The sequence below is a fragment of the Granulosicoccus sp. 3-233 genome, assembly GCF_052681095.1.
Window position 1 is genome coordinate 64,877 of sequence record NZ_JBQYLE010000002.1, and the last position, 19,396, is coordinate 84,272.

At 57.2% G+C, this 19,396-nt stretch carries 13 protein-coding genes; 9 read left to right on the forward strand and 4 right to left on the reverse strand.

Translation table 11 applies throughout. The annotated features are described in order from the left end of the window. The first annotated feature begins 487 nt into the window (after window positions 1-487). The 8 genes from ACUNV4_RS05290 (at window position 488) to ACUNV4_RS05325 (ending at window position 11,246) form a co-directional block, all read left to right on the forward strand. Entirely contained in the window at window positions 488-1,735 is a 1,248-nt protein-coding gene (locus ACUNV4_RS05290; RefSeq protein ID WP_430877466.1) for an ABC transporter substrate-binding protein, read from the forward strand. Between the two features lie 65 nt (window positions 1,736-1,800). Further along, on the forward strand, window positions 1,801-3,573 hold the full coding sequence (locus ACUNV4_RS05295) for a purine-cytosine permease family protein (RefSeq protein WP_430877467.1): 1,773 nt from the start codon (window positions 1,801-1,803) through the stop codon (window positions 3,571-3,573). A gap of 96 nt (window positions 3,574-3,669) precedes the next feature. Next, entirely contained in the window at window positions 3,670-5,193 is a 1,524-nt protein-coding gene (locus tag ACUNV4_RS05300; protein ID WP_430877468.1) for a mannitol dehydrogenase family protein, read from the forward strand. Window positions 5,194-5,327: 134 nt separating this feature from the next. After that, window positions 5,328-6,602 carry a glucose-1-phosphate adenylyltransferase gene (glgC, locus tag ACUNV4_RS05305; protein WP_430877469.1) on the forward strand — a complete coding sequence of 425 codons (1,275 nt, stop codon included), beginning with the start codon at window positions 5,328-5,330 and terminating at the stop codon, window positions 6,600-6,602. 12 nt (window positions 6,603-6,614) lie between these two features. Next, window positions 6,615-8,828: a 1,4-alpha-glucan branching protein GlgB gene (gene glgB, locus ACUNV4_RS05310; protein ID WP_430877470.1), complete on the forward strand. Its 2,214-nt coding sequence runs from the start codon at window positions 6,615-6,617 to the stop codon at window positions 8,826-8,828. Between the two features lie 152 nt (window positions 8,829-8,980). Further along, entirely contained in the window at window positions 8,981-9,709 is a 729-nt protein-coding gene (locus ACUNV4_RS05315; RefSeq protein WP_430877471.1) for an AzlC family ABC transporter permease, read from the forward strand. Next, window positions 9,706-10,029, forward strand: coding sequence for an AzlD domain-containing protein (locus tag ACUNV4_RS05320; RefSeq protein ID WP_430877472.1), 324 nt, complete (start codon window positions 9,706-9,708; stop codon window positions 10,027-10,029). Before ACUNV4_RS05315 ends, ACUNV4_RS05320 begins: the two co-directional genes overlap by 4 nt. A 68-nt stretch (window positions 10,030-10,097) precedes the next feature. Continuing rightward, window positions 10,098-11,246, forward strand: a complete 1,149-nt coding sequence (locus ACUNV4_RS05325) for a CaiB/BaiF CoA transferase family protein (RefSeq protein ID WP_430877473.1) — start codon at window positions 10,098-10,100, stop codon at window positions 11,244-11,246. Between the two features lie 33 nt (window positions 11,247-11,279). Here ACUNV4_RS05325 and manD read toward each other — a convergent pair whose 3' ends face one another. From manD to ACUNV4_RS05345, 4 genes are all read right to left on the reverse strand, one after another. Beyond that, window positions 11,280-12,506 carry a D-mannonate dehydratase ManD gene (gene manD / locus ACUNV4_RS05330; protein ID WP_430877474.1) on the reverse strand — a complete coding sequence of 409 codons (1,227 nt, stop codon included), beginning with the start codon at window positions 12,504-12,506 and terminating at the stop codon, window positions 11,280-11,282. A 28-nt stretch (window positions 12,507-12,534) separates the two neighbouring features. Beyond that, window positions 12,535-13,662 (reverse strand): Gfo/Idh/MocA family protein, encoded by a 1,128-nt coding sequence (locus ACUNV4_RS05335; protein WP_430877475.1) that lies wholly within the window; start codon window positions 13,660-13,662, stop codon window positions 12,535-12,537. A 134-nt stretch (window positions 13,663-13,796) separates the two neighbouring features. Continuing rightward, window positions 13,797-14,525 (reverse strand): TerC family protein, encoded by a 729-nt coding sequence (locus ACUNV4_RS05340; RefSeq protein ID WP_430877476.1) that lies wholly within the window; start codon window positions 14,523-14,525, stop codon window positions 13,797-13,799. A gap of 294 nt (window positions 14,526-14,819) precedes the next feature. Further along, window positions 14,820-17,708 (reverse strand): VCBS repeat-containing protein, encoded by a 2,889-nt coding sequence (locus ACUNV4_RS05345; RefSeq protein ID WP_430877477.1) that lies wholly within the window; start codon window positions 17,706-17,708, stop codon window positions 14,820-14,822. A 428-nt stretch (window positions 17,709-18,136) separates the two neighbouring features. On the opposite strand from ACUNV4_RS05345, the gene ACUNV4_RS05350 reads away from it, so the two are divergent. After that, the gene (locus ACUNV4_RS05350; protein WP_430877478.1) at window positions 18,137-19,387 is read left to right on the forward strand and encodes an MFS transporter; all 1,251 of its coding nucleotides are present in this window, start codon (window positions 18,137-18,139) and stop codon (window positions 19,385-19,387) included. The last annotated feature ends 9 nt before the right edge of the window (window positions 19,388-19,396 follow it).

Here is a 19,396-nt window from a genome sequence, read left to right on the forward strand (position 1 = left end):
CCGAGCGGGTGTCAATGAGTGACTACCCGTAGCGACTACGTGAAAGGGTACGGTAGTCTTGTCTCTTGCGCAGCAGTTTCCGATACGCAGCCAAGCGTGTCCTCGAGGCCGTTGGTGTGTCCTCGTCAAGCGTACCAACTGACTTCATTGCGAACCGGCAACTTGCAGGGTTGTACCGATATCGAGCAGTTATGTACTGGTTTGACTGTTTTGACGAGCGTATGTTCAGGTTGTGCCCGGTGATAACAGTTTCTGTGAGGAACGATCATCGATGTGCAGGGCTTACCGAGAACACTACATTTCTCGTCCGATTCCGCAGGCGGAGACCTGCCGAGTAGGCCTGTCCCGTCGCCGGCCGAGCGCTCTCATTGCCTCTCGTAACGATCAAAGTGCTTTCACATCTCCAGGAGGACCGAAGATGAAAACCACACGTATCACATCAATGCCGATCGCGTGTCTTGCTCTCAGCACAACCTTTTCAGCTGCGATGGCTGAAACGATTACCATTGCAACCGTCGATAATGGCGACATGGTTCGTATGCAGGGCTTGACGGAACATTTTACAAAAGCCAACCCTGACATTACCGTGGAATGGGTGACGCTTGATGAAAACACCTTGCGTCAACGTGCGACAACAGACATAGCCACCGGCGGCGGCCAGTTCGATGTGGTCACGATAGGTACCTATGAAGCATCCATCTGGGCGGAGCGGGACTGGTTGGTGCCGTTGGATGATCTACCGGGTGGCTATGATATTGGCGACCTTCTACCGCCAATTCGAGCCGGTTTGTCGTACGACGGGGTGCTGTACGGAGCGCCATTCTATGGAGAGTCTTCCTTCACGATGTATCGCACTGACTTGTTCGAGGCATCGGACCTGGAAATGCCGGAGGAGCCTACCTGGGATTTCATCATAGAGGCTGCCAGTGCGTTGACGGATCGGGAACAGGGTGTTTCCGGGATCTGTCTGCGAGGCAAGGCTGGCTGGGGAGAAAACATGGCGCTAGTGACATCCATGGCGAATTCATTTGGTGCCAGATGGTTTGACATGGACTGGCAACCCCAGCTCGATAGTGAAGCCTGGAACAGCGCTCTGACCACCTATGCAGAATTGCTATCGAAGTACGGTCCGGTGGATGCCCATTCCAAGGGCTACCAGGAAAATCTGGCGTTGTTTCAACAGGGCCAGTGCGCCATCTGGATAGATGCTACAGCCGCCGGTCAGTTCGTGATGAACGAGGATTCTACTGTTGCCGACTCCGTGGGTTTCGCCATGGCACCCGACAACGGTTTGGGTAAGAGAGCCAATTGGCTGTGGGCCTGGGCGCTGGCCATTCCCACAAGCACCGACAGACAGGAATCTGCGAAGAAATTCGTGGCCTGGGCAACATCGAAAGACTACCTTGCCCTGGTTGCAGAGATTGACGGGTGGGCCAGCGTGCCACCGGGAACTCGCAAGTCCTTGTATGAAAACCCTGAGTATCAGAAGGTTCCATTTGCCGCCATGACGCTCGCCAGCATCGAATCGGCGGACCCGACGGCACCAACGGTAGAAGAGGTGCCTTACACCGGAGTGCAATTCGTGGCCTTTCCCGAGTTCACGGGAATTGCAACTGCGGTCGGCCAACAGTTCGCCGACGTTCTGGAGGACGCTGCCACCATTGAAGATGCGCTCAAGAACTCTCAGTGGGTAACCGAGAAACAGATGGTCCGAGTCGAGATGCTTAACCGGTAACAGGGATCGACACGCTGCCGGATGGCTGTGTGTCGAACAATCATCAATCAGGAGAGGGTAAACCGATGGTAGATACAGCAACCGATCAAGGTCACTCCATATCGGAGATGGACGACGAATTGCTACCCGTGCCAAAACACCGGCTACACGGGCCCAAACATTTCCTTGGACTTTATGGCGCAGAACACGTCGCCGCAACCGAGTTTGTCATCGGTGCTGCCTTCGTGGCGATGGGCGCCAGCATCCAGGATATCCTGCTCGGGCTCCTCATCGGCAACACACTTGCCGCCATGAGCTTCTGGCTGATCACCGCGCCGATCGCGGTCAAGACCCGGCTCAGCCTGTACACCTATATCGAATATCACCTTGGGGATATGACCTCGCGGATTTACAATGGCGCGAATGTATTGATATTCGCGGCCATTTCGGCAGCCATGATCACGGTGTCGGCGACCGCGGTTCGGGTACTGTTCGATATCCCACCGCAGATCTATCCGTATCCCAGCAATCTTGCCTTCGCCGCCATTGCCGCCTCGGCAAGCGTGATAGCGGTGGTAGTGGCTTACTACGGTTTCAACGTGGTGGCCGAGTTTGCCACCATTTGCACACCCTGGCTGATGGTGATGTTCACGGCTGGTGGCATGGTACTGATACCGGCGTTGAATGAAACTCTGACCGGATATACAACGCTGGCCAGTTTCTCCGAATTCGTGAACCTCGCGGGCGCGACTGTCTTTACCGGCATCAATGCTGAAGGGCAGCCCGGGATCGGTTTGGTGGAAGTGATTGGTTTCGCCTGGGCGGCGAACACCTTCGCGCATTTCGGTCTGGTTGATATGGCGATGCTGCGTTATGCGAAGAAGTCGGTTTACGGTCTTTGCACTGCAACCGGCATGATGTTCGGTCATTACGTTGCCTGGATTTCTGCCGCACTGATGGGGGCCGCGACGGCGTCCATGATGAAGCTGAGCATTGCAGTGGTGTCACCGGGGGATGTTGCCTACTACGCGCTGGGTGCCACCGGTTTTGTCATCGTCATCATCGCGGGATGGACAACGGCCAATCCGAATCTCTATCGCGCAGGTCTTGCAGCTCAAGCGGTATTCCCCAAGGTTCCGCGCCAGAAAGTGACGCTTGCCGTCGGGGCTGTGGTCGTCGTCGGCAGCTGCTTCCCGTTCATCTACCGCCAGATCCTGCCTATTCTGGCCTACGCAGGACTCGTACTCGTACCAATTGGCGGTATCGTATTCGCCGAACAGCATGTCTTTCCTCGGCTCGGCCTCAAGAGCAATTGGCACCGCCTGAAGGGGCTCAGGGACAACAAACCGGCGCTGATAACCTGGGCGATCTGTCTGGTGTTCGGCTTCGGGCTGAATGCCACCGGTATCCTGTATTTCGTATACCTGTTCCTGCCGACCTGGATGGTCGCGATTGTCTGCTACACCCTGTTGGCGAAGGCAGCGGGCGCCGGCGAGAGCTACCCGGAAGCGGAGCAGCGGGAGCAGGAGTTCAACAGGAAGGTCGAGGAATACCATGCCAGATTGGCGGCGACGGAAACCCATGTCGATGTCAAGGACACATCCACGCTGACAAAGGGAATTCGAGCGGTGTGGATCCTGGTCGGTCTGGTCGTGCCGGCGGTGTTAGCCTGGCGCGTGCTGTTCAACAGCCCGGATCTTTACGCCTACTATGTCAACAGGGAGATGTTCTATAGCGTAACCATCTGGTGCACGCTGATCTATTTTGTCTTTGCCTGGTGGGATCTACAACGATCCAAGGCAATGCAGAAGGGTGATCACGCCTCTACCGGTCCGATGCAGGCTGCCCCAGCGACGTAATCAGGCAGATTGCACGAAAGAGCAGTGAACCGAGTGATGCGGTAGCCATACCGCATCACTTGTCAACGATTCTGACACTTGACGTGAGGCATCTCCATGACAACGGACGAGACAACTGTGCGGGCCAGGGGGGTATCGCTCTCATTGGAGACGCTTGACGACCTGCCCGAAGCGGTTGCTCGACCTTGCTATGGGCGAGATTCATTGTCCGCCGGAATCGTGCATTTTGGCGTGGGCAACTTTCATCGGGCCCATCAAGGTATCTATCTGGACGCTCTGATGAACGAGGGACGTGACCTTGACTGGGCCGTCATTGGCGCGAGCGTCATGCCTGGTGATGCGCAGGCGCGCGATCAGCTGATGAGCCAGGATTGGTTGGGCACGGTGACTGCGCAATCTGCAACCACAAGTGATTCCCGCGTCACCGGAGTCATGATCGATTACCTGCCACCGGCTGACAGCGCGGCCATTCTGGCGGCACTGGAGAATCCGGCGATTCGTATCGTGTCACTGACGGTAACCGAAGGGGGTTACTTTGTAGACGCTGAGAGTGGCCTGTTTGATGCGCAACACCCGGCGATCAAGGCGGATGCCACGAATTTCGATTCACCCTCCACGGTATTCGGACTGATTACACGAGCGCTGAGAACACGGCGGAACAGAGGTCAGCAGGCCTTCACCGTGATGTCCTGCGACAATCTGCCACATAACGGTATGGTGACTCGGCGTGCCGTGGTCGGCATGGCGAGCCTGGTTGAACCCGCGCTGGCGCTGTGGATCGATGCGCATTCGAGTTTTCCCAACGGGATGGTTGACCGGATTGCCCCCGCCACCGGCGACAGGGAGCGACGTCTTGTCGCCGACAAGTTGGGTATAGCCGATGCAGCGCCGGTATTCTGTGAGGACTACCTGCAGTGGGTACTTGAAGACAAGTTCGTGGACGGTCGCCCTCGGTGGGAGGCCGTTGGCGTTCAATTCGTGGAAGATGTGACGCCATTCGAGACCATGAAAATTCGCATCCTCAATGGCGGACACGCCCTGATTGCCTACCCGGCCGGGTTGCTCGACATCGAAGGCTCGGGGGACGCCATGGCACATCCACTGATTAGCGGCTTTCTGGACAGGGTGGAACGCGAGGAGATTCTACCCATCGTACCGCCTGTACCCGATACTGACCTTGAAGCCTACTATGCGGCGATCGTATCGCGCTTCCGCAATCCGCACGTGGTGGATACCGTGCGGCGCCTGTGTCTGGACGGATCGAACAGGCAGCCAAAGTTCATCGTACCCAGCATCATCGATCGCACGACCGAGGGCGATAGCGTAGAGGGGCTGGCACTCGCTTCAGCTCTGTGGTGCCGCTACTGCTTTGGCGAGACGGAAAGTGGCGCCGTTATCGAAGCCAACGACCCTTCCTGGGGTCACCTTGTCGAGCGCGCTCGTGCAGCTCGCTCTGATCCGGGGGCCTGGCTTGGCATGCGTGAAATTTACGGGGATCTGGCTCACGTCAGGCTCTTCAGCCAACCGTTCACGCGTGCCTTGAAGGCTCTGTGGGCAGACGGTACCGAGAGTACGCTGCGTCGCTATCTGGAAGGGACTTTGTATGTCATGCCAGAGTAGTAGCCACTCCCTCAAGAAACCACCGTGAACCATCAGCGGTGGGTCATGTGACATGCAAACAGGGCTGGCAAACTCACTCGACATCCGTTGGCAAATGTTCGATAACCACTGACTGGAAACAGAAGGATTCATGTATGGCAATTGATCAGGATTCTCGCTACGTTAGTCGTCTGACAAAAAAGACGCTGGCATTGGTGTTGGCAGGCGGGCGTGGTTCGCGGCTGTATGAGTTGACGGACTGGCGAGCCAAGCCGGGGGTGCCCTTTGGCGGAAAATGTCGCATCATCGATTTTCCGTTGTCGAACTGTGTCAATTCGGGAATACGTCGTATTGGAGTGCTCACTCAATACAAGTCGCACTCTCTCGTACGCCATCTGGTGCGAGGGTGGAGCAACTTCCAGAGCGAACTGGGTGAGTTCGTGGAGGTGCTTCCTGCATCACAACGCACGGGGGACGAGTGGTATTCCGGCACCGCTGATGCCATCTATCAGAATCTGGATATCATCCGAACGCATAAACCCGATTACGTGCTGGTGCTCTCCGGCGATCATATCTACAAGATGGACTATGGACCCATGTTGGCTTTTCACGTGGCCAACGAGGCGGATATGACCGTCTCTTGCCTGGAAGTCCCCATTGCCGAAGCAGCCGGTTCGTTTGGCGTCATGACGGTGAACGAGGATAGTCGTGTGCTGCGTTTTGATGAAAAGCCGGATCACCCGACGCCCATTCCCGGCAATGACGCACTGACCCTTGCCTCGATGGGTAACTATATCTTCAATACGCAGTTTCTTTTCGACCAATTGATTGCGGATGCGGACAGCGAGGACTCACAGCACGATTTCGGTAACGACATCATTCCGTCGATGATCGAAAACAACAATGTGTTTGCCTACCCATTCCGTGATGCGGACACCGGTAAACAGGCTTTCTGGAGGGATGTCGGAACGCTGGACGCGTACTGGGAGGCGCATATGGAACTGGTATCTGTGGAACCTCAATTGAACCTGTACGATCAGGAATGGCCGATCCTGACGCATCAGACGCAACTGCCACCGGCAAAATTCGTATTCAATGACGATGACAGGCGCGGAGAAGCGCACGATTCCATGGTGTCGGGGGGGTGCGTCATATCAGGTGCAAGAATCAACCGCTCGCTGTTGTTCTCCAATGTCACGGTGCATTCGTATTCGACAGTGACCGATTCGGTGCTGTTGCCAGATGTCGAGGTCGGGCGTCATTGCCGCATTCAAAAGGCCATCATCGATCGAGGTTGTCACTTGCCTGAGAATACGGTCATTGGTGAGGACCATGAGCAGGACAGAGCACGCGGCTTTCGCGTGACAGACAAGGGCGTGGTGCTGGTGACGCCGGATATGTTGGGACAAAGCCTGCACAGCGTACGATAAAAGGACATTGCCATGACCGTTGTCGACAGAGAGACCGTGGAGGCTGTTTCCCGTGGAGATCATCATGATCCGTTTGCGGTGTTGGGGCCGCATTCCGAGAACAGGCACGTCGTGGTGCGTACGCTGCAACCACAGGCTGACGCGGTCGAGGTGGTAGATCATCGGGGCTCGGTATTGGCCGACATGTCGATGAGGCATCCCGGATTGTTCGAAGCCACTTTGCTTCCTGCCACCAACGGTTACCGTCTACGTGTGCATACAGGTCAGGAGTACTGCACGATCGATGACCCCTATCGATTTCCATCACTGCTGGGTGACATGGACCGATATCTGATGGGTGAGGGTACCCATCTGAAGCTCTACGACAAGCTGGGTGCCAAAGTCATGGAATGCGATGGTGTCACCGGCGTACACTTTGCCGTCTGGGCACCCAATGCCCGGCGTGTGAGTGTCGTCGGACCTTTCAACGACTGGGATGGTCGCCGACATGTCATGCGGGCACACCCTGATAGCGGGGCCTGGGATCTGTTCGTTCCCGGTCTGATGCCCGGTGAGTTGTATAAATTCGAAATCAAGGGGCGCGACGGCACCTTGTTGCCACTCAAGGCTGATCCCTTTGGACGCTACTTCGAACCGCCCCCGGGGAACGCCTCCATTGTCCCGGATGATATCGAGATGCAATGGGGCGATAGCGATTACCTGGCAAACCGGGCCAGCGCGACCGCACTGGATGCACCGGTGTCCATCTACGAGGTGCATCTGGGCTCATGGAAACGCAAGGCTGGTGAGTACTCGCAATGGATGAGCTACCAGGAACTCTCCGATGAACTGGTGCCATATGTAAAGGAGATGGGCTATACCCATATCGAGTTGTTGCCGGTTACCGAACACCCGTTCGATGGCTCATGGGGTTATCAGCCCATCGGAATGTATGCGCCAACCTGGCGTTCTGGTACACCACACGAGTTCAAGATGTTCATCGATCGCTGTCACCGCGAAGGCATTGGTGTGATTCTGGACTGGGTACCTGCGCACTTTCCTCGCGATACCCATGGGCTTGGTGAGTTCGATGGCACTCATCTGTACGAGCATGCCGATCCGCGTCAGGGGGCGCATAGCGATTGGGGCACTCTGATTTTCAACTATGGGCGCAATGAGGTAGTGAACTACCTGCTTGCCAATGCCTTGTTCTGGATAGAGGAATATCACATCGATGTATTGCGGGTTGACGCGGTGGCATCAATGCTTTATCTGGATTATTCACGTGAAGATGGCGAGTGGATACCCAACGAACATGGAGGCAACGAAAATCTGGCAGTCGTGGCCTTTCTTCAACAGATGAACACGGTGGTGCATGCTCACGGCGGGATGACCATGGCTGAGGAATCCACTGCCTGGCCAATGGTGTCTCGGCCTGTCTATCTGGGCGGCCTGGGTTTCACCTACAAGTGGAACATGGGCTGGATGCACGATACGCTGAGCTTCTTCAAGGAAGATCCGATTCATCGACGATTTCATCAGGACAAGATCACCTTCAGCCTGCTGTACGCCTTCACTGAAAATTTCGTTCTGCCCTTGTCCCACGACGAGGTGGTGCACGGCAAAGGCTCGCTGCTGGCACGAATGCCAGGGGATGCCTGGCAGCAATTCGCCAATTTGCGGTTGTATTACGCGTTCATGTACGCGCATCCCGGCAAGAAGCTCCTGTTCATGGGAGGGGAGTTCGCGCAAGGTCGCGAATGGGCCTACGATGGTGAGCTGGATTGGAATCTGCTGGATGATCCTCAACATGCAGGCGTGCAGAGGCTGGTGCGGGACCTGAATCGGCTGTACAGGAACACACCGGGGCTCTACGAAAGGGACTGCGATTCATCAGGGTTCGAGTGGATCGATTGCACGGACAATGACAACGGTGTCGTTGCATTCATTCGGCACGGAAAGGCCGCTGAAGACCTTGTCGTTGTTGTCTGCAATTTCACGCCTGTGGTGCATTACAACTACCGAATCGGCGTACCTGTACCCGGTCGATATATCGAGCGACTCAACAGCGACAGTACCGCCTACGGTGGCAGTGGTGTGGGTAATCTGGGGGAGGTGATGGCGGCGAGCATTCCGTCACATGGCCGACCCGACTCGGTAAATCTGACCTTGCCACCACTGGCGACGATGATCTTCCAGGTGCATCCACTGGTGGAGCAGGTTATCGGGATCGAGACTGATGGCTGATCTTCCGCGCTGCGGGAGGGTGCATTTGCCAGAGCAACTGCACCAGTACTAGTGTCACTTGTCGCAGGGGCAACCAAAACGCGTTGGCATCAGATAGTATAAGCTGGCAAATCAACTGTTTGCGTCCCCTAACAGCTTGTATCTCGATCAGCATGTCAAACGCATCCTCGGAATTCTGGTCCGGCGCACGTGACACGATACCTGTGGTGGTAGGCGCCATCCCGTTCGGCATACTGTTCGGCGCACTGGCCATCAATGCCGGATTGTCGATAGCCGCAACCCTGGGCATGAGTCTGTTCGTGTTTGCAGGTTCATCGCAATTCGTGGCAGCGGGGCTGGTGGCGCAAGGGGCCGGTATCCTCGTGATTGTTCTCACCACGTTTGTCGTGAATCTGCGCCATGCCCTGTATTCGGCCTCTCTCGGACCCTATCTGTCGAGACTGCCGCAGCGCTGGCTGATTCCGCTGGGTTTCTGGCTTACCGACGAGACCTTTGCCGTGGTGGTGCAACGTTATGCCCGAGGCGATGACTCCCCCTTCACGCACTGGTATCACCTGGGCTCGTCGATGGCGATGTATTCCAACTGGTTGCTGTGTACGGTTATCGGCATGGTAGCCGGCACGCAACTTCAGGGGATGGCCAATTGGGGGCTGGAATTTGCGATGGTCGTGACCTTCATCGGTATCGTGGTACCTCTATTGCAGAACGTTCCGATGATCCTGTGTGCGGTTGTGGCAGGTGCCGTCTCACTGCTGTTGCGTGAGTGGCCCAATCAACTGGGTCTGATGCTGGGTTCTCTGACGGGGATTGCCATTGCCATGCTGGTGGAGGTCGGTGGCAGGCGCACGACCATGTCGAAATCTCGAGAATTGCCATCATGACTCACTGGCAGGAAGCACTCCTGATTCTGGGCATGATGATCGTCACCTTCGGTGTTCGATATCCGGTACTTGCGCTCAGTGGCCGCTTGCCCATGCCGGCCTGGTTGATCAAGGCCCTGCGCTATGTGCCAGTAGCTGTTCTGAGTGCCATCACGGTACCGATGATGCTGGCACCACAGGGCGAGATGCAATTGAGCTTGCACAACGAGTATCTGGTGGCCGGCATTGCCAGTATCGTGTTCGTGGCTGTCACGCGGCATCTGTTGTGGACCATCGTCTCGGGAATGGCCCTGTTTCTGGCACTGCGGTTTTTCCTGTAAATCGGCTGTTCTGCCGATGCTGGTGCATTCTCTGGTATTACGCTAACGACGCTGAACAGGAGAGACCATTGGGGCCCTTGACAGGATTGCGCGTCATCGAATTTGCAGGGCTGGGTCCGGCACCGTTTGCAGCCATGCTGCTGGCAGACATGGGGGCCGATGTTGTCCGGCTGGAACGCCAGCAGAGCGACAATCTGCTGGGCATTGACTACGATGTGCTCAATCGTGGCAAGCGTGCTGTCGCTGTAGACCTGAAGACCCCTGACGGTATTGCGACTGCGCTTGAATTGTTATCGAGGGCCGATGTGCTGATTGAAGGTTTCAGGCCTGGCGTCATGGAGCGGCTGGGTCTGGGCCCCGAGGTGTGCTGGCAGGTGAACCCTGCTCTGGTGTACGGGCGTATGACAGGCTGGGGACAGGACGGTCCTTTGGCTCGATCGGCTGGCCATGACATCAACTACATTGCGATCAGCGGGGTCTTGAGTGCCATGGGCGAGCGGGACGGCAGGCCTGCCATACCGGTGAACCTGCTGGGCGACTTTGGTGGTGGTGCAATGTACCTGGCCTTTGGCATCATGGCGGCCTTGTACGAGTGCCGGACCAGTGGTAAGGGACAGGTGGTCGATGCGGCCATCTGCGATGGTACTGCGCACCTGAGTACCATGCTGCATGGTCTGATGCACAATGATCGCTGGCAGGACAGGCGAGGCGAGAATCTGCTGGATGGCGCCGCTCCCCATTACAATACCTATCAGTGTGCTGACGGAGAGTGGATATCGATCGGGCCTCTGGAGCCGAAGTTCCATGGCGAGTTCCTGCGATGTCTGCGGTTGCAGGACGACGAAGATTTTCAGGATTACCAGAACCCCGAGTGCTGGCCACGACTGAAGAAACGCCTGGCCACCCTTTTTGCACAGCGAGATTCGACACATTGGCGTGCCCTGCTGGAAGGGACCGATTGCTGCGTTGCGCCGGTACTGGGATTGCGCGCCGCCGCTGAACACCCTCACAACGCGTCCCGAGTCGTGTTCGAAACTCATGATGGCTGCGTTCAGCCGGCACCGGCGCCACGATTCAGTCGAACGCCGGGCCGTATTCAAGGTCCTCCACCGGCAGGCTGTCAGCCAGGTGCCGAGGTATTGCGTCAATGGCAGGAGGAGGATTGTGATCAGTCGCCACACGGCTCTGGCGGTACTGCTGGCGATGTCAGTGAGTGAAAGGACCTTCCCGAGGCCGTCATCAGGGGGCGGTCAGTAATTCCACATTGTTCCGTCCTGCAGTCTGACGATCGGGTGACTGCCTGGCTGGTAGCTGTAGCGCCGAGCTTCGGATTCATCGAACTCCACGCCCAGACCGGGCGCGTCACTGACATGGAACATGCCGTTTTCCATGCGATGTTCCGATGGGAACAGGGCATCGCATTCCGGGGTGCCCAGGACCAGATATTCCTGGATGCCGAAATTGGGCGCCCAGGCATTCAGATGTGCCTGAGCGGCCATGGAAATGGGTGAGTGGCTGGGGGCTCCGTGAAAGCCGGTGCGCACGTGGTGAAAGGAGGCAAGATCGACAATGCGCTTGACCGGTGTGATGCCTCCGCCATAGGTCACGGCGATTCGTATGAAGTCGATCAATTCCTCTTCAATCAGCCTGTTGCACTCCCACACCGAGTTGAACACCTCACCAATCGCTATGGGTGTGGTGGAATGCTGCCGGATCAATCGGAGCGCATTCTGATCTTCGGCAGGTGTCGGATCTTCGAGCCAGAACAGGCGTATTGGCTCCACTGCCTTGGCAAATTCGGCGGCTTCACGTGGCGTGAGTCGGTGGTGGACATCGTGCAGAATATGCAACTCTGGACCAAAACGCTCGCGAATCTTCGCCAGAGCCTCAGGCATGAAGCGCAGGTAGCGATCACTATCCCAGATCTCTACCTTGGGGCGGATGCCGCTGAAGTCGGAAATGTAGTTCTTCACATCACCCTTTTTCTCGGGCACGGCATAACTGGCTGTTGGCATGCCGGGAATGCCGCATTGCACACGCACGGCCTTGTAGCCCTGCTCGACATAGTAGGCAATGGAATCGACGAGGTCTTCCAGGTCGGCACCGGTTGCATGTGCATAGACCATGGCAGATTCGCGGCTCTTGCCGCCAAACAGTTGATAGAGCGGCATGTCGGCCAGTTTGCCCTTGATGTCCCACAAGGCCATGTCAATGGCGCCATAGGCGGCCATGGCGATGGGGCCACGACGAAAGTAGGCGCCTCGATACAGGAGTTGCCAGATGTCTTCGCTGTTGCGCGGATCCATGCCGATGAGGTTCGGGATCAGGTAGTCCTGCAGATAGGCTGCCGGCAGGGTTTCGCGGTTGTTGAGAGTGGCATCCCCGAGGCCGTGAACACCCTGATCGGTCATGATCTTGAGCGTCACATAGTTCTTGGCCGGGCCACCCACAAATACCCTGGCGTCGGTAATCTTCATGCGTGAGTTCTCCTTTGACGATGCCGGTTCATTGCAAGTCGGTGACGTCTTTCCAGTCATCGTTCCTGCGAATCAAGTCGATGATCTGCTGGTATTGGCTGCCTTCCCGGAAGGTCGGGTAGGGCTCGACATCCTTGCCGCGGATGTCCTTGACGAACTCGCGGGCGAGATAGTGCCAGCACTGTTCCGTCTCACCCTCGACATCCGGTATCGATGCCATGAGGTCGGCAGGGCGTGCGATTTCCTCCCAGGCCTGGTTCCTGCCCCACAGGTACAGCTGGCCACTGCCGTAATGCCCCTTGAGATAGATTGCGCCTTCCTTGCCATAGAAAACGATATGGTCTTCGTGGAACCGTGGTACCAGTCCGCCGTGCTTGAAGAGAACCGAGACGGGCTTCGTCGCCCATGGACTGGCCAGTCTGGCCATGACGGTATAGGACCACTCGACGTTACTCTCTCCCCACTTCAGCGATGGGTCATTCAGGTCCGAGGGAATGAACTCTCGTCTCTGCATGAAGTTGTGCACGCCATCCACGATCGGCGCTTTCCTCATGTCATCGCGCACCTCACCCATGATCGACAGAATGCGCTCACCGATGACCGATGTCACGATTGACAGCGTATGAGTGAAGTTGTTGTTGAGACGACCGCCGCCTTCCTCCTTGCGATGCGACCACCCAAAGGGAATGGTTTTCTCGAGGTTGAAGTGAGACATGCACTCGACTTCGACAGGCTCGCCGATTGCACCCTCGGCAACCAGTCGCTTCGCGTGTAATACACCGGAGGTGAAGCGGAAGCTGGCGGCATAGGCTGTCTTCACGCCTTTCTGCCGTGCAAGCTCATAGAGCTCGACAGCGGTCTCCGCGTTGTCTGTCATGGGCTTGTCGCAGAACACATGGCAGCCGAAGTCGATGGCTTGCCTGATGGGTTCGTAATGCGCGCCCCCGGGTGTGGCGATGGAGACGATGTCCGGCCGACACTCTTGCAACGCGCTCTGCCAATCGCTTCCGTGGTAGGGGACACCCAGCTTTTCAGCAACCTTGCTGACGACATGCGGGGTACGTCCGACAATACCCACCACGTCGACGCCAGCGCCACGAAAGGCATCGGCGTGACCTTCTCCGGCAAAGCCGGTTCCGAGAATCAGGACTTTCATTTGAATCGCTCCCTCATTGTTCCTCTGGTGCCGGCAGTATGGAGTATCAATACGCCGGTCCATTTCATGAGGTTCCTGTATCGGTCAGCAAACACTCGGGCGCCGGAGTCGCAGAGCTCCGAGTTCCTTCGAGCCTACTTCAGCTTCAAGGTATGGGTATGCCGCTTGCGCATCCTGATATTGATCATCTCGACAGCGACCGAAAAGGCCATGGCAAAGTAGATGTATCCCTTGGGCACATGGACATCGAAGCCTTCGACGATCAGCGTCATGCCCACCATGATCAGAAAGGAGAGCGCCAGTATCTTGATGGTGGGGTTGTTGTCGACGAAATCGCTGATGGCCTTCGAGGCCAGCAGCATGACAGCGACCGCGATGACGATGGCAGCGACCATGATCGGCAGCTCATCCACCAGACCGACGGCAGTAATGACCGAGTCCAGGGAAAAGACGATGTCCAGTATGGCGATCTGGATGAGAACGCTGTAGAAGGCAGCCGATGCGGCTGATTTCTCGGATTCCTCCTCGACCTCGAAACTGGCATGGATCTCATGAGTGGACTTGGCCAGCAGAAACAGGCCGCCACCGATGAGGATGATGTCGCGTCCGGAAATCTGCTGATCGAATACGGTAAACCACGGATCCACCAGCCCCATGACCCAGGTGATCGAGAAAAGCAGAGCCAGGCGGGCAAACATGGCCAGTCCGATCCCCAGCTTTCTTGCCCGATCCCGCTGCTCGAGCGGCAGGCGGCTGACGAGAATCGAGATGAATATGATGTTGTCTATACCCAGCACTATTTCCAGTGCCGTCAACGTGCCCAGTGCAATCCAGGCTTCGGGGCTTGCCAACCAGTCAAACATCGTGTGCGCTCTGTTGTTGTGTTCGGTGGAGTGTGCGTCGCCAGGAGGTGATCATCCGTGCAACTGACACATACGGTTCGTGCGGCAGTTTACTTGGTCTCTTTATAGCCTGTCAGGATGGGGATGGCGGTTGTTTGTAATCAACGGTGAAAGCGGTCAATGTGACTACCAGGGCAATGGCGCGACGCAGCCCGGTCTTGTTCGGCAGCAAGGGGCGAAGGTCAGAGTGTCAATCAGGCCGGGCGATCGCCCGCGTAGCTGCGGGCGATCGATTGGCGTTTCAGTCCATCTAGGCTAGTTTGCCGGGGTCTGCACCAGGGCAGTTGCAAAGGCCTGTGAGCGCACGCCGGTATCGGATACCGAGTACACGGTATAGCGATACGCGGTGTCCGCGTCGAGCGCGTAGTCCATGTAACTGATCGAGGATACGGTGTCGATCAGCACATCGTCGCGATATATGTCATAGCCGCTGACGGGCGTGGCATTGAACTCGACGCGTGACCAGAAAAGCTCGGCCGTGTGCGGCCCATAGGCGATCGCCTCGGCCGAGGCGGGAGCTGTCGGTCCGCCCGCAGTTGATACCTCGGGGAAGTAATTCCACTCCGACTGCTGACCATCATCATTGAAGGCGACAACCTGGTAGGCATGATGGATCGTGTCAGGCGCAAGTCCGTCGATGTTGAAGCGTGTATCGCTGGTTCGACCGATATGAGTCTCGTAGCTGTAGATGTCATAGCCAGTAGCTGGTGTGCCAATATCAGACGGTTCCCATTCCAGCTGTATCGACGTCTCGGACAAGGCGATGGATGACAGGTTTACCGGCATGGCTGGCCGGATTTCCGCCAGCGCCGAGTACACCGATACAAACAGGTTGGCAGGCGCCGAGCGACGGCCGTTTCCATCGACGGTGACTATCTCGTAGTCATAACCGCCGTAGTAATAGATGTCGTAGTCCATCAGGCTGGTTCCCGAGGTAGTGGCAAGTGGTCTGCCAGACTCCCTGATTTCGTAGCTCAGCGGCGGTGTACCCCAGGCAGCAGGCTCCCAGAACAGTTCCAGGGTGTGTTCGGAATACAGGGCAAAGCTGAGCCCTGTGACCGCTGCTGGCGGGCGGGTGCCCGTTTGTGCCGGAAGCGTGAAGAGGGTTGAGCGCAGCACGTGGTCTTCGAAGTACTGCCTGATGGTCTCGATGCGGTAGGTATGCTCCTGAGCATCGTACAGCGTGTCAAGCCAGCTCTGGGCCTGCAGGCGATCAACCTTCACACCGTCTCGATAGATGTCATATTCGCGGTTGTAAAATACCCAGAAAATCTCGGCCAGTGTGTCTGAATAGACCTCGCCACCCAGCTCCGGGAAATTGTCGATGTTGTTGTTGACGCTCAGGAACAGTGGAGACGAACGTTCTCCTGCCGCGTCGATCGTGATCAGCTGGTAGGTCTGGCGATTGTATCGTGTGGCATCGGGCACTTCGAAAGAGCGCTCCTCGGGACCGGGCGTTCCGATGACAAGCTCATCGCGGATTATCTCGAATCCGGCAATATCCGCAGCAGCAGACTGCTCCCAGCGCAATTCGATGGAGTCGGGTGCCAGGGCAGGATAGGCCTGCCATGGCGATGCCGGTGCTCCGCTGTCTTCTCGTCCGAAGATGATGTAGGCAACGCCTGTTCTCAGCTGGTAAAACTCATCGGCGTAGGGGGAGTCGATCAGCGCATCGATGTCCACGCCGGGGTCATAGCCGCCAGGACTGCCGATCAGGAGATCATTCAGGCCGTCACCATTGAAGTCGCCTTCGAGACCGGTCACGCTATCGATATAGACAGAGTCAACCGTACCGGAGATCGTGAAACCGTTGATCCCGTTCAGGGCAACCGAACCGAACCCTGCGTCGACACCGCCGTAGATCACTTCAACACCGACGTAGTTGTTCTGGGACCTCTCTTCCAGACCGTCGCCATTGATGTCACCGATACCATTGAACGTCCAGATGGTTTCCTCCGTGAAGCGACCGTAGGCTTCTGGCAACTCCTGCAGATTCAGTTCGGCAGGCCACGCATCACTGCGGCCGTAGAGCACGATGCTGAAAGGATCGTAGGTCACGGTGTCGTAGCTGTTGAACACCAGGTCCAGGCGGCCATCGGCATTGCAGTCCGATGAGATATCGACCGGATCTCCGTAGAGTATGGATTGGCTGTAGCGAAAGATCGGATCCGGCAAGCCAGACGTGTCGTAGGCAAGCAAGGTCGTCCCATTGCTGCCATCGAGAGATTGGAAGTCGATCATCTCCGGCAGGCCATCGGCGGAGCCGAAGATCAGGTATTTCGTTCCGTTGTCACCGAACAGCAGGTCATCGAGCCCATCGGCATTGGCGTCGACGATGACATTCTGCATGCCGAAGAATGCTGACCAGATGATATCGGAGCCGTCCATATAGCCGGCGAAACGAATGGTGGATTGCCAGGATTCCGGTACGGTTGTCAGATCGAGTGTGGCAGGCAGAGGTTCTTCGGTGCCCAGCACCATCGTCAGGATTGACTGACCTTCGATGGCCGCGACACGTGAGAAGACGGCCAGGTCATTGCGTCCATCACCGTTGATGTCGCCAACGAGCGACAGGTCGGAAAGCACCGAGGACTCATCGGTGTAGTAGGGGGTGAGTGGCGCTCCATTGAATGTCAGGCTCATGCTGGAGCCGCTGTCGAGTGTCGAGATATCCAGTGGTGTGGGGTAGGGTGTGCGCCTGCCGAGTACGATGACGGCACCGGATGGTGCACCGTCGTTGTAATCTCTGGATGACAACAGCCAGTCGTCCAGGCCATCGCCATTGAAGTCACCCAGCGCGCTGATCTCGTTGACCCCGGGTATGTAAGTACCTCCGGCACTGGCAATCGAATCCGGCGTCATCTGCATGGACTGGAGCTGGGGCCCGCCCGGAATGATGTAGATCCCGCCAGTGTCGGAATAGATATCTGTCCCGAGAGCGATATCCGCAAGTCCGTCACCGTTGATGTCACCCAGCGACACCGCCTGGCTGGCGAAATTGAAGGTGTTCGATTCACCGCTGAACACCCACCCTTCATCGGCGCTCATGCGCATGGGTTCGAAGGTGGAAGGGAAGGTGGCAGCCTGAAGCGTGCCGCAGGTCAGCAGTGCGAGCCCGGCTGATCGGATGATTGGTATGAACATGAGGGGTGCCTCGGCAGGCAGCTTTCAAGGAGTCTTCAGCATGACGATAATGCAAGGTTTGAACAAGGTGCCATTACGGCTATTTGTCCCGATATAGTAGGTAATAATGGCCTTTGCGCTGTAACGGACATTCGCCGAAAGTCCTGGTGACAGCTGATGTCAGCGCTGTGGCGAAAGAGCGCATGGCAGTCATGCATGGGCAAAGCGCCGTGCTCGAAACCTGGCTCTGTTGCTCACTGTCAGGATGGACTATCCTGCATGTGTTTCGAGCAAGAAAATGCGGCCGGGTGTCTGCCACTGTCCGCATCAAGTCCAACCTGAACCGGAGAATCCTGACGAAGCGGCCGTGGCATTGCCCATGGCCACTGCGTCATTCCCTCAACTCTTCTCACCGGAACGTAGCCTGAGCTGCAGCCCTGACACCCACTATGCCTCGTACTTCTACCTGGACGCCGGAACAGCGCCTTACGCTGTATTTCATGATGATGTACGGCTCTGTCGGTCTGACGGGGCCGTTCCTGTCCCCATGGCTGCACCATCTGGGAGTCAGTGCGCAGCTCACCGGGTTGATTGTGGCAATGCCCTCGGTCGCCATGGTGGTGGCAGCAGTCCACCTGGGAAGCATATCTGATCGCTTGTCCGATTGGCGAACCGCGATCATCGGATTCGACTGGATGATACTGCTGCTGTTCTGCTGGATGCTGTTCAGACAGAATGTCATCGATATCATCGTGGTCTGGACGCTGGCGGGGCTTCTCATTGCGGTGAAAGTGCCCGTGCTGGACGGCGCCACCCTCAGTCTGACGCGCAGGCGTGGTTCTGACTACGCCAGAATTCGGGCGCTGGGCTCTGTCGGGTTCGTCATCGCATTGATGTCTGGGGGCGTCATTTTCAACGCGGCAGGGTTGGACTGGTTTGTACCGGCACTGATTGCAGGAGCCTTGATCAGGGCTCTCTGTGCAAGCGTACTGCCGGCGTTTCGCGAAGCGGCAACCTTGACCGGCAAGCGGGTCGACGAGCGGCTGGCCGCACCGGCTGACAATCTGGGTGCGCCAGCCGGCAACATGGCGATGGCGTCAGCAAGCATCACCGCGCCTGCCTTGCCGGGTGGTCTCAAGCACCCCGGCTTCCTGATGGTCATCGCCGGTTCAGCGCTGATCAACGGATCGCATGCCTTTTTCGGCGCGTTTGCCATGCTGCACTGGATAGAGTCCGGCATCAGTACCATCATCAGCTCGCTGCTGTGGTGCTTCGCCGTGGTCATGGAAATAGCGCTCATGTGGAGGTTCACCGACGTTGCCAGGCGCTTGTCCTCGCGACATTGCATGCTGGCAGCCGGAGCCGTGGGTATCCTGCGCTGGAGCCTGTCAACCATGAACCCTTCCGTGCCGCTGCTGGTTCTGCTGCAGGGCATGCATGCCCTGAGTTTCGGCTTGCTCTTCATCGCCACCGTGACCTTCATCTCTCGCCGCGTGGATGATTCCATGGCGGCCCGTGCACAGTCTCTGTATGCCACGTTTGCCACCGCGGCGCTGGCGACCGCAGTGCTGGTGTCAGGAATACTCTACTCTCGCGCAGGGATACAGGGATACTGGTTGATGACAGCGATGTGCGTCGTCGGCATGGTGCTCATCATCAGCAGTTACTCCACCAGACTGGAAGAGGACTTTCCCGTGTGACCATGCCGC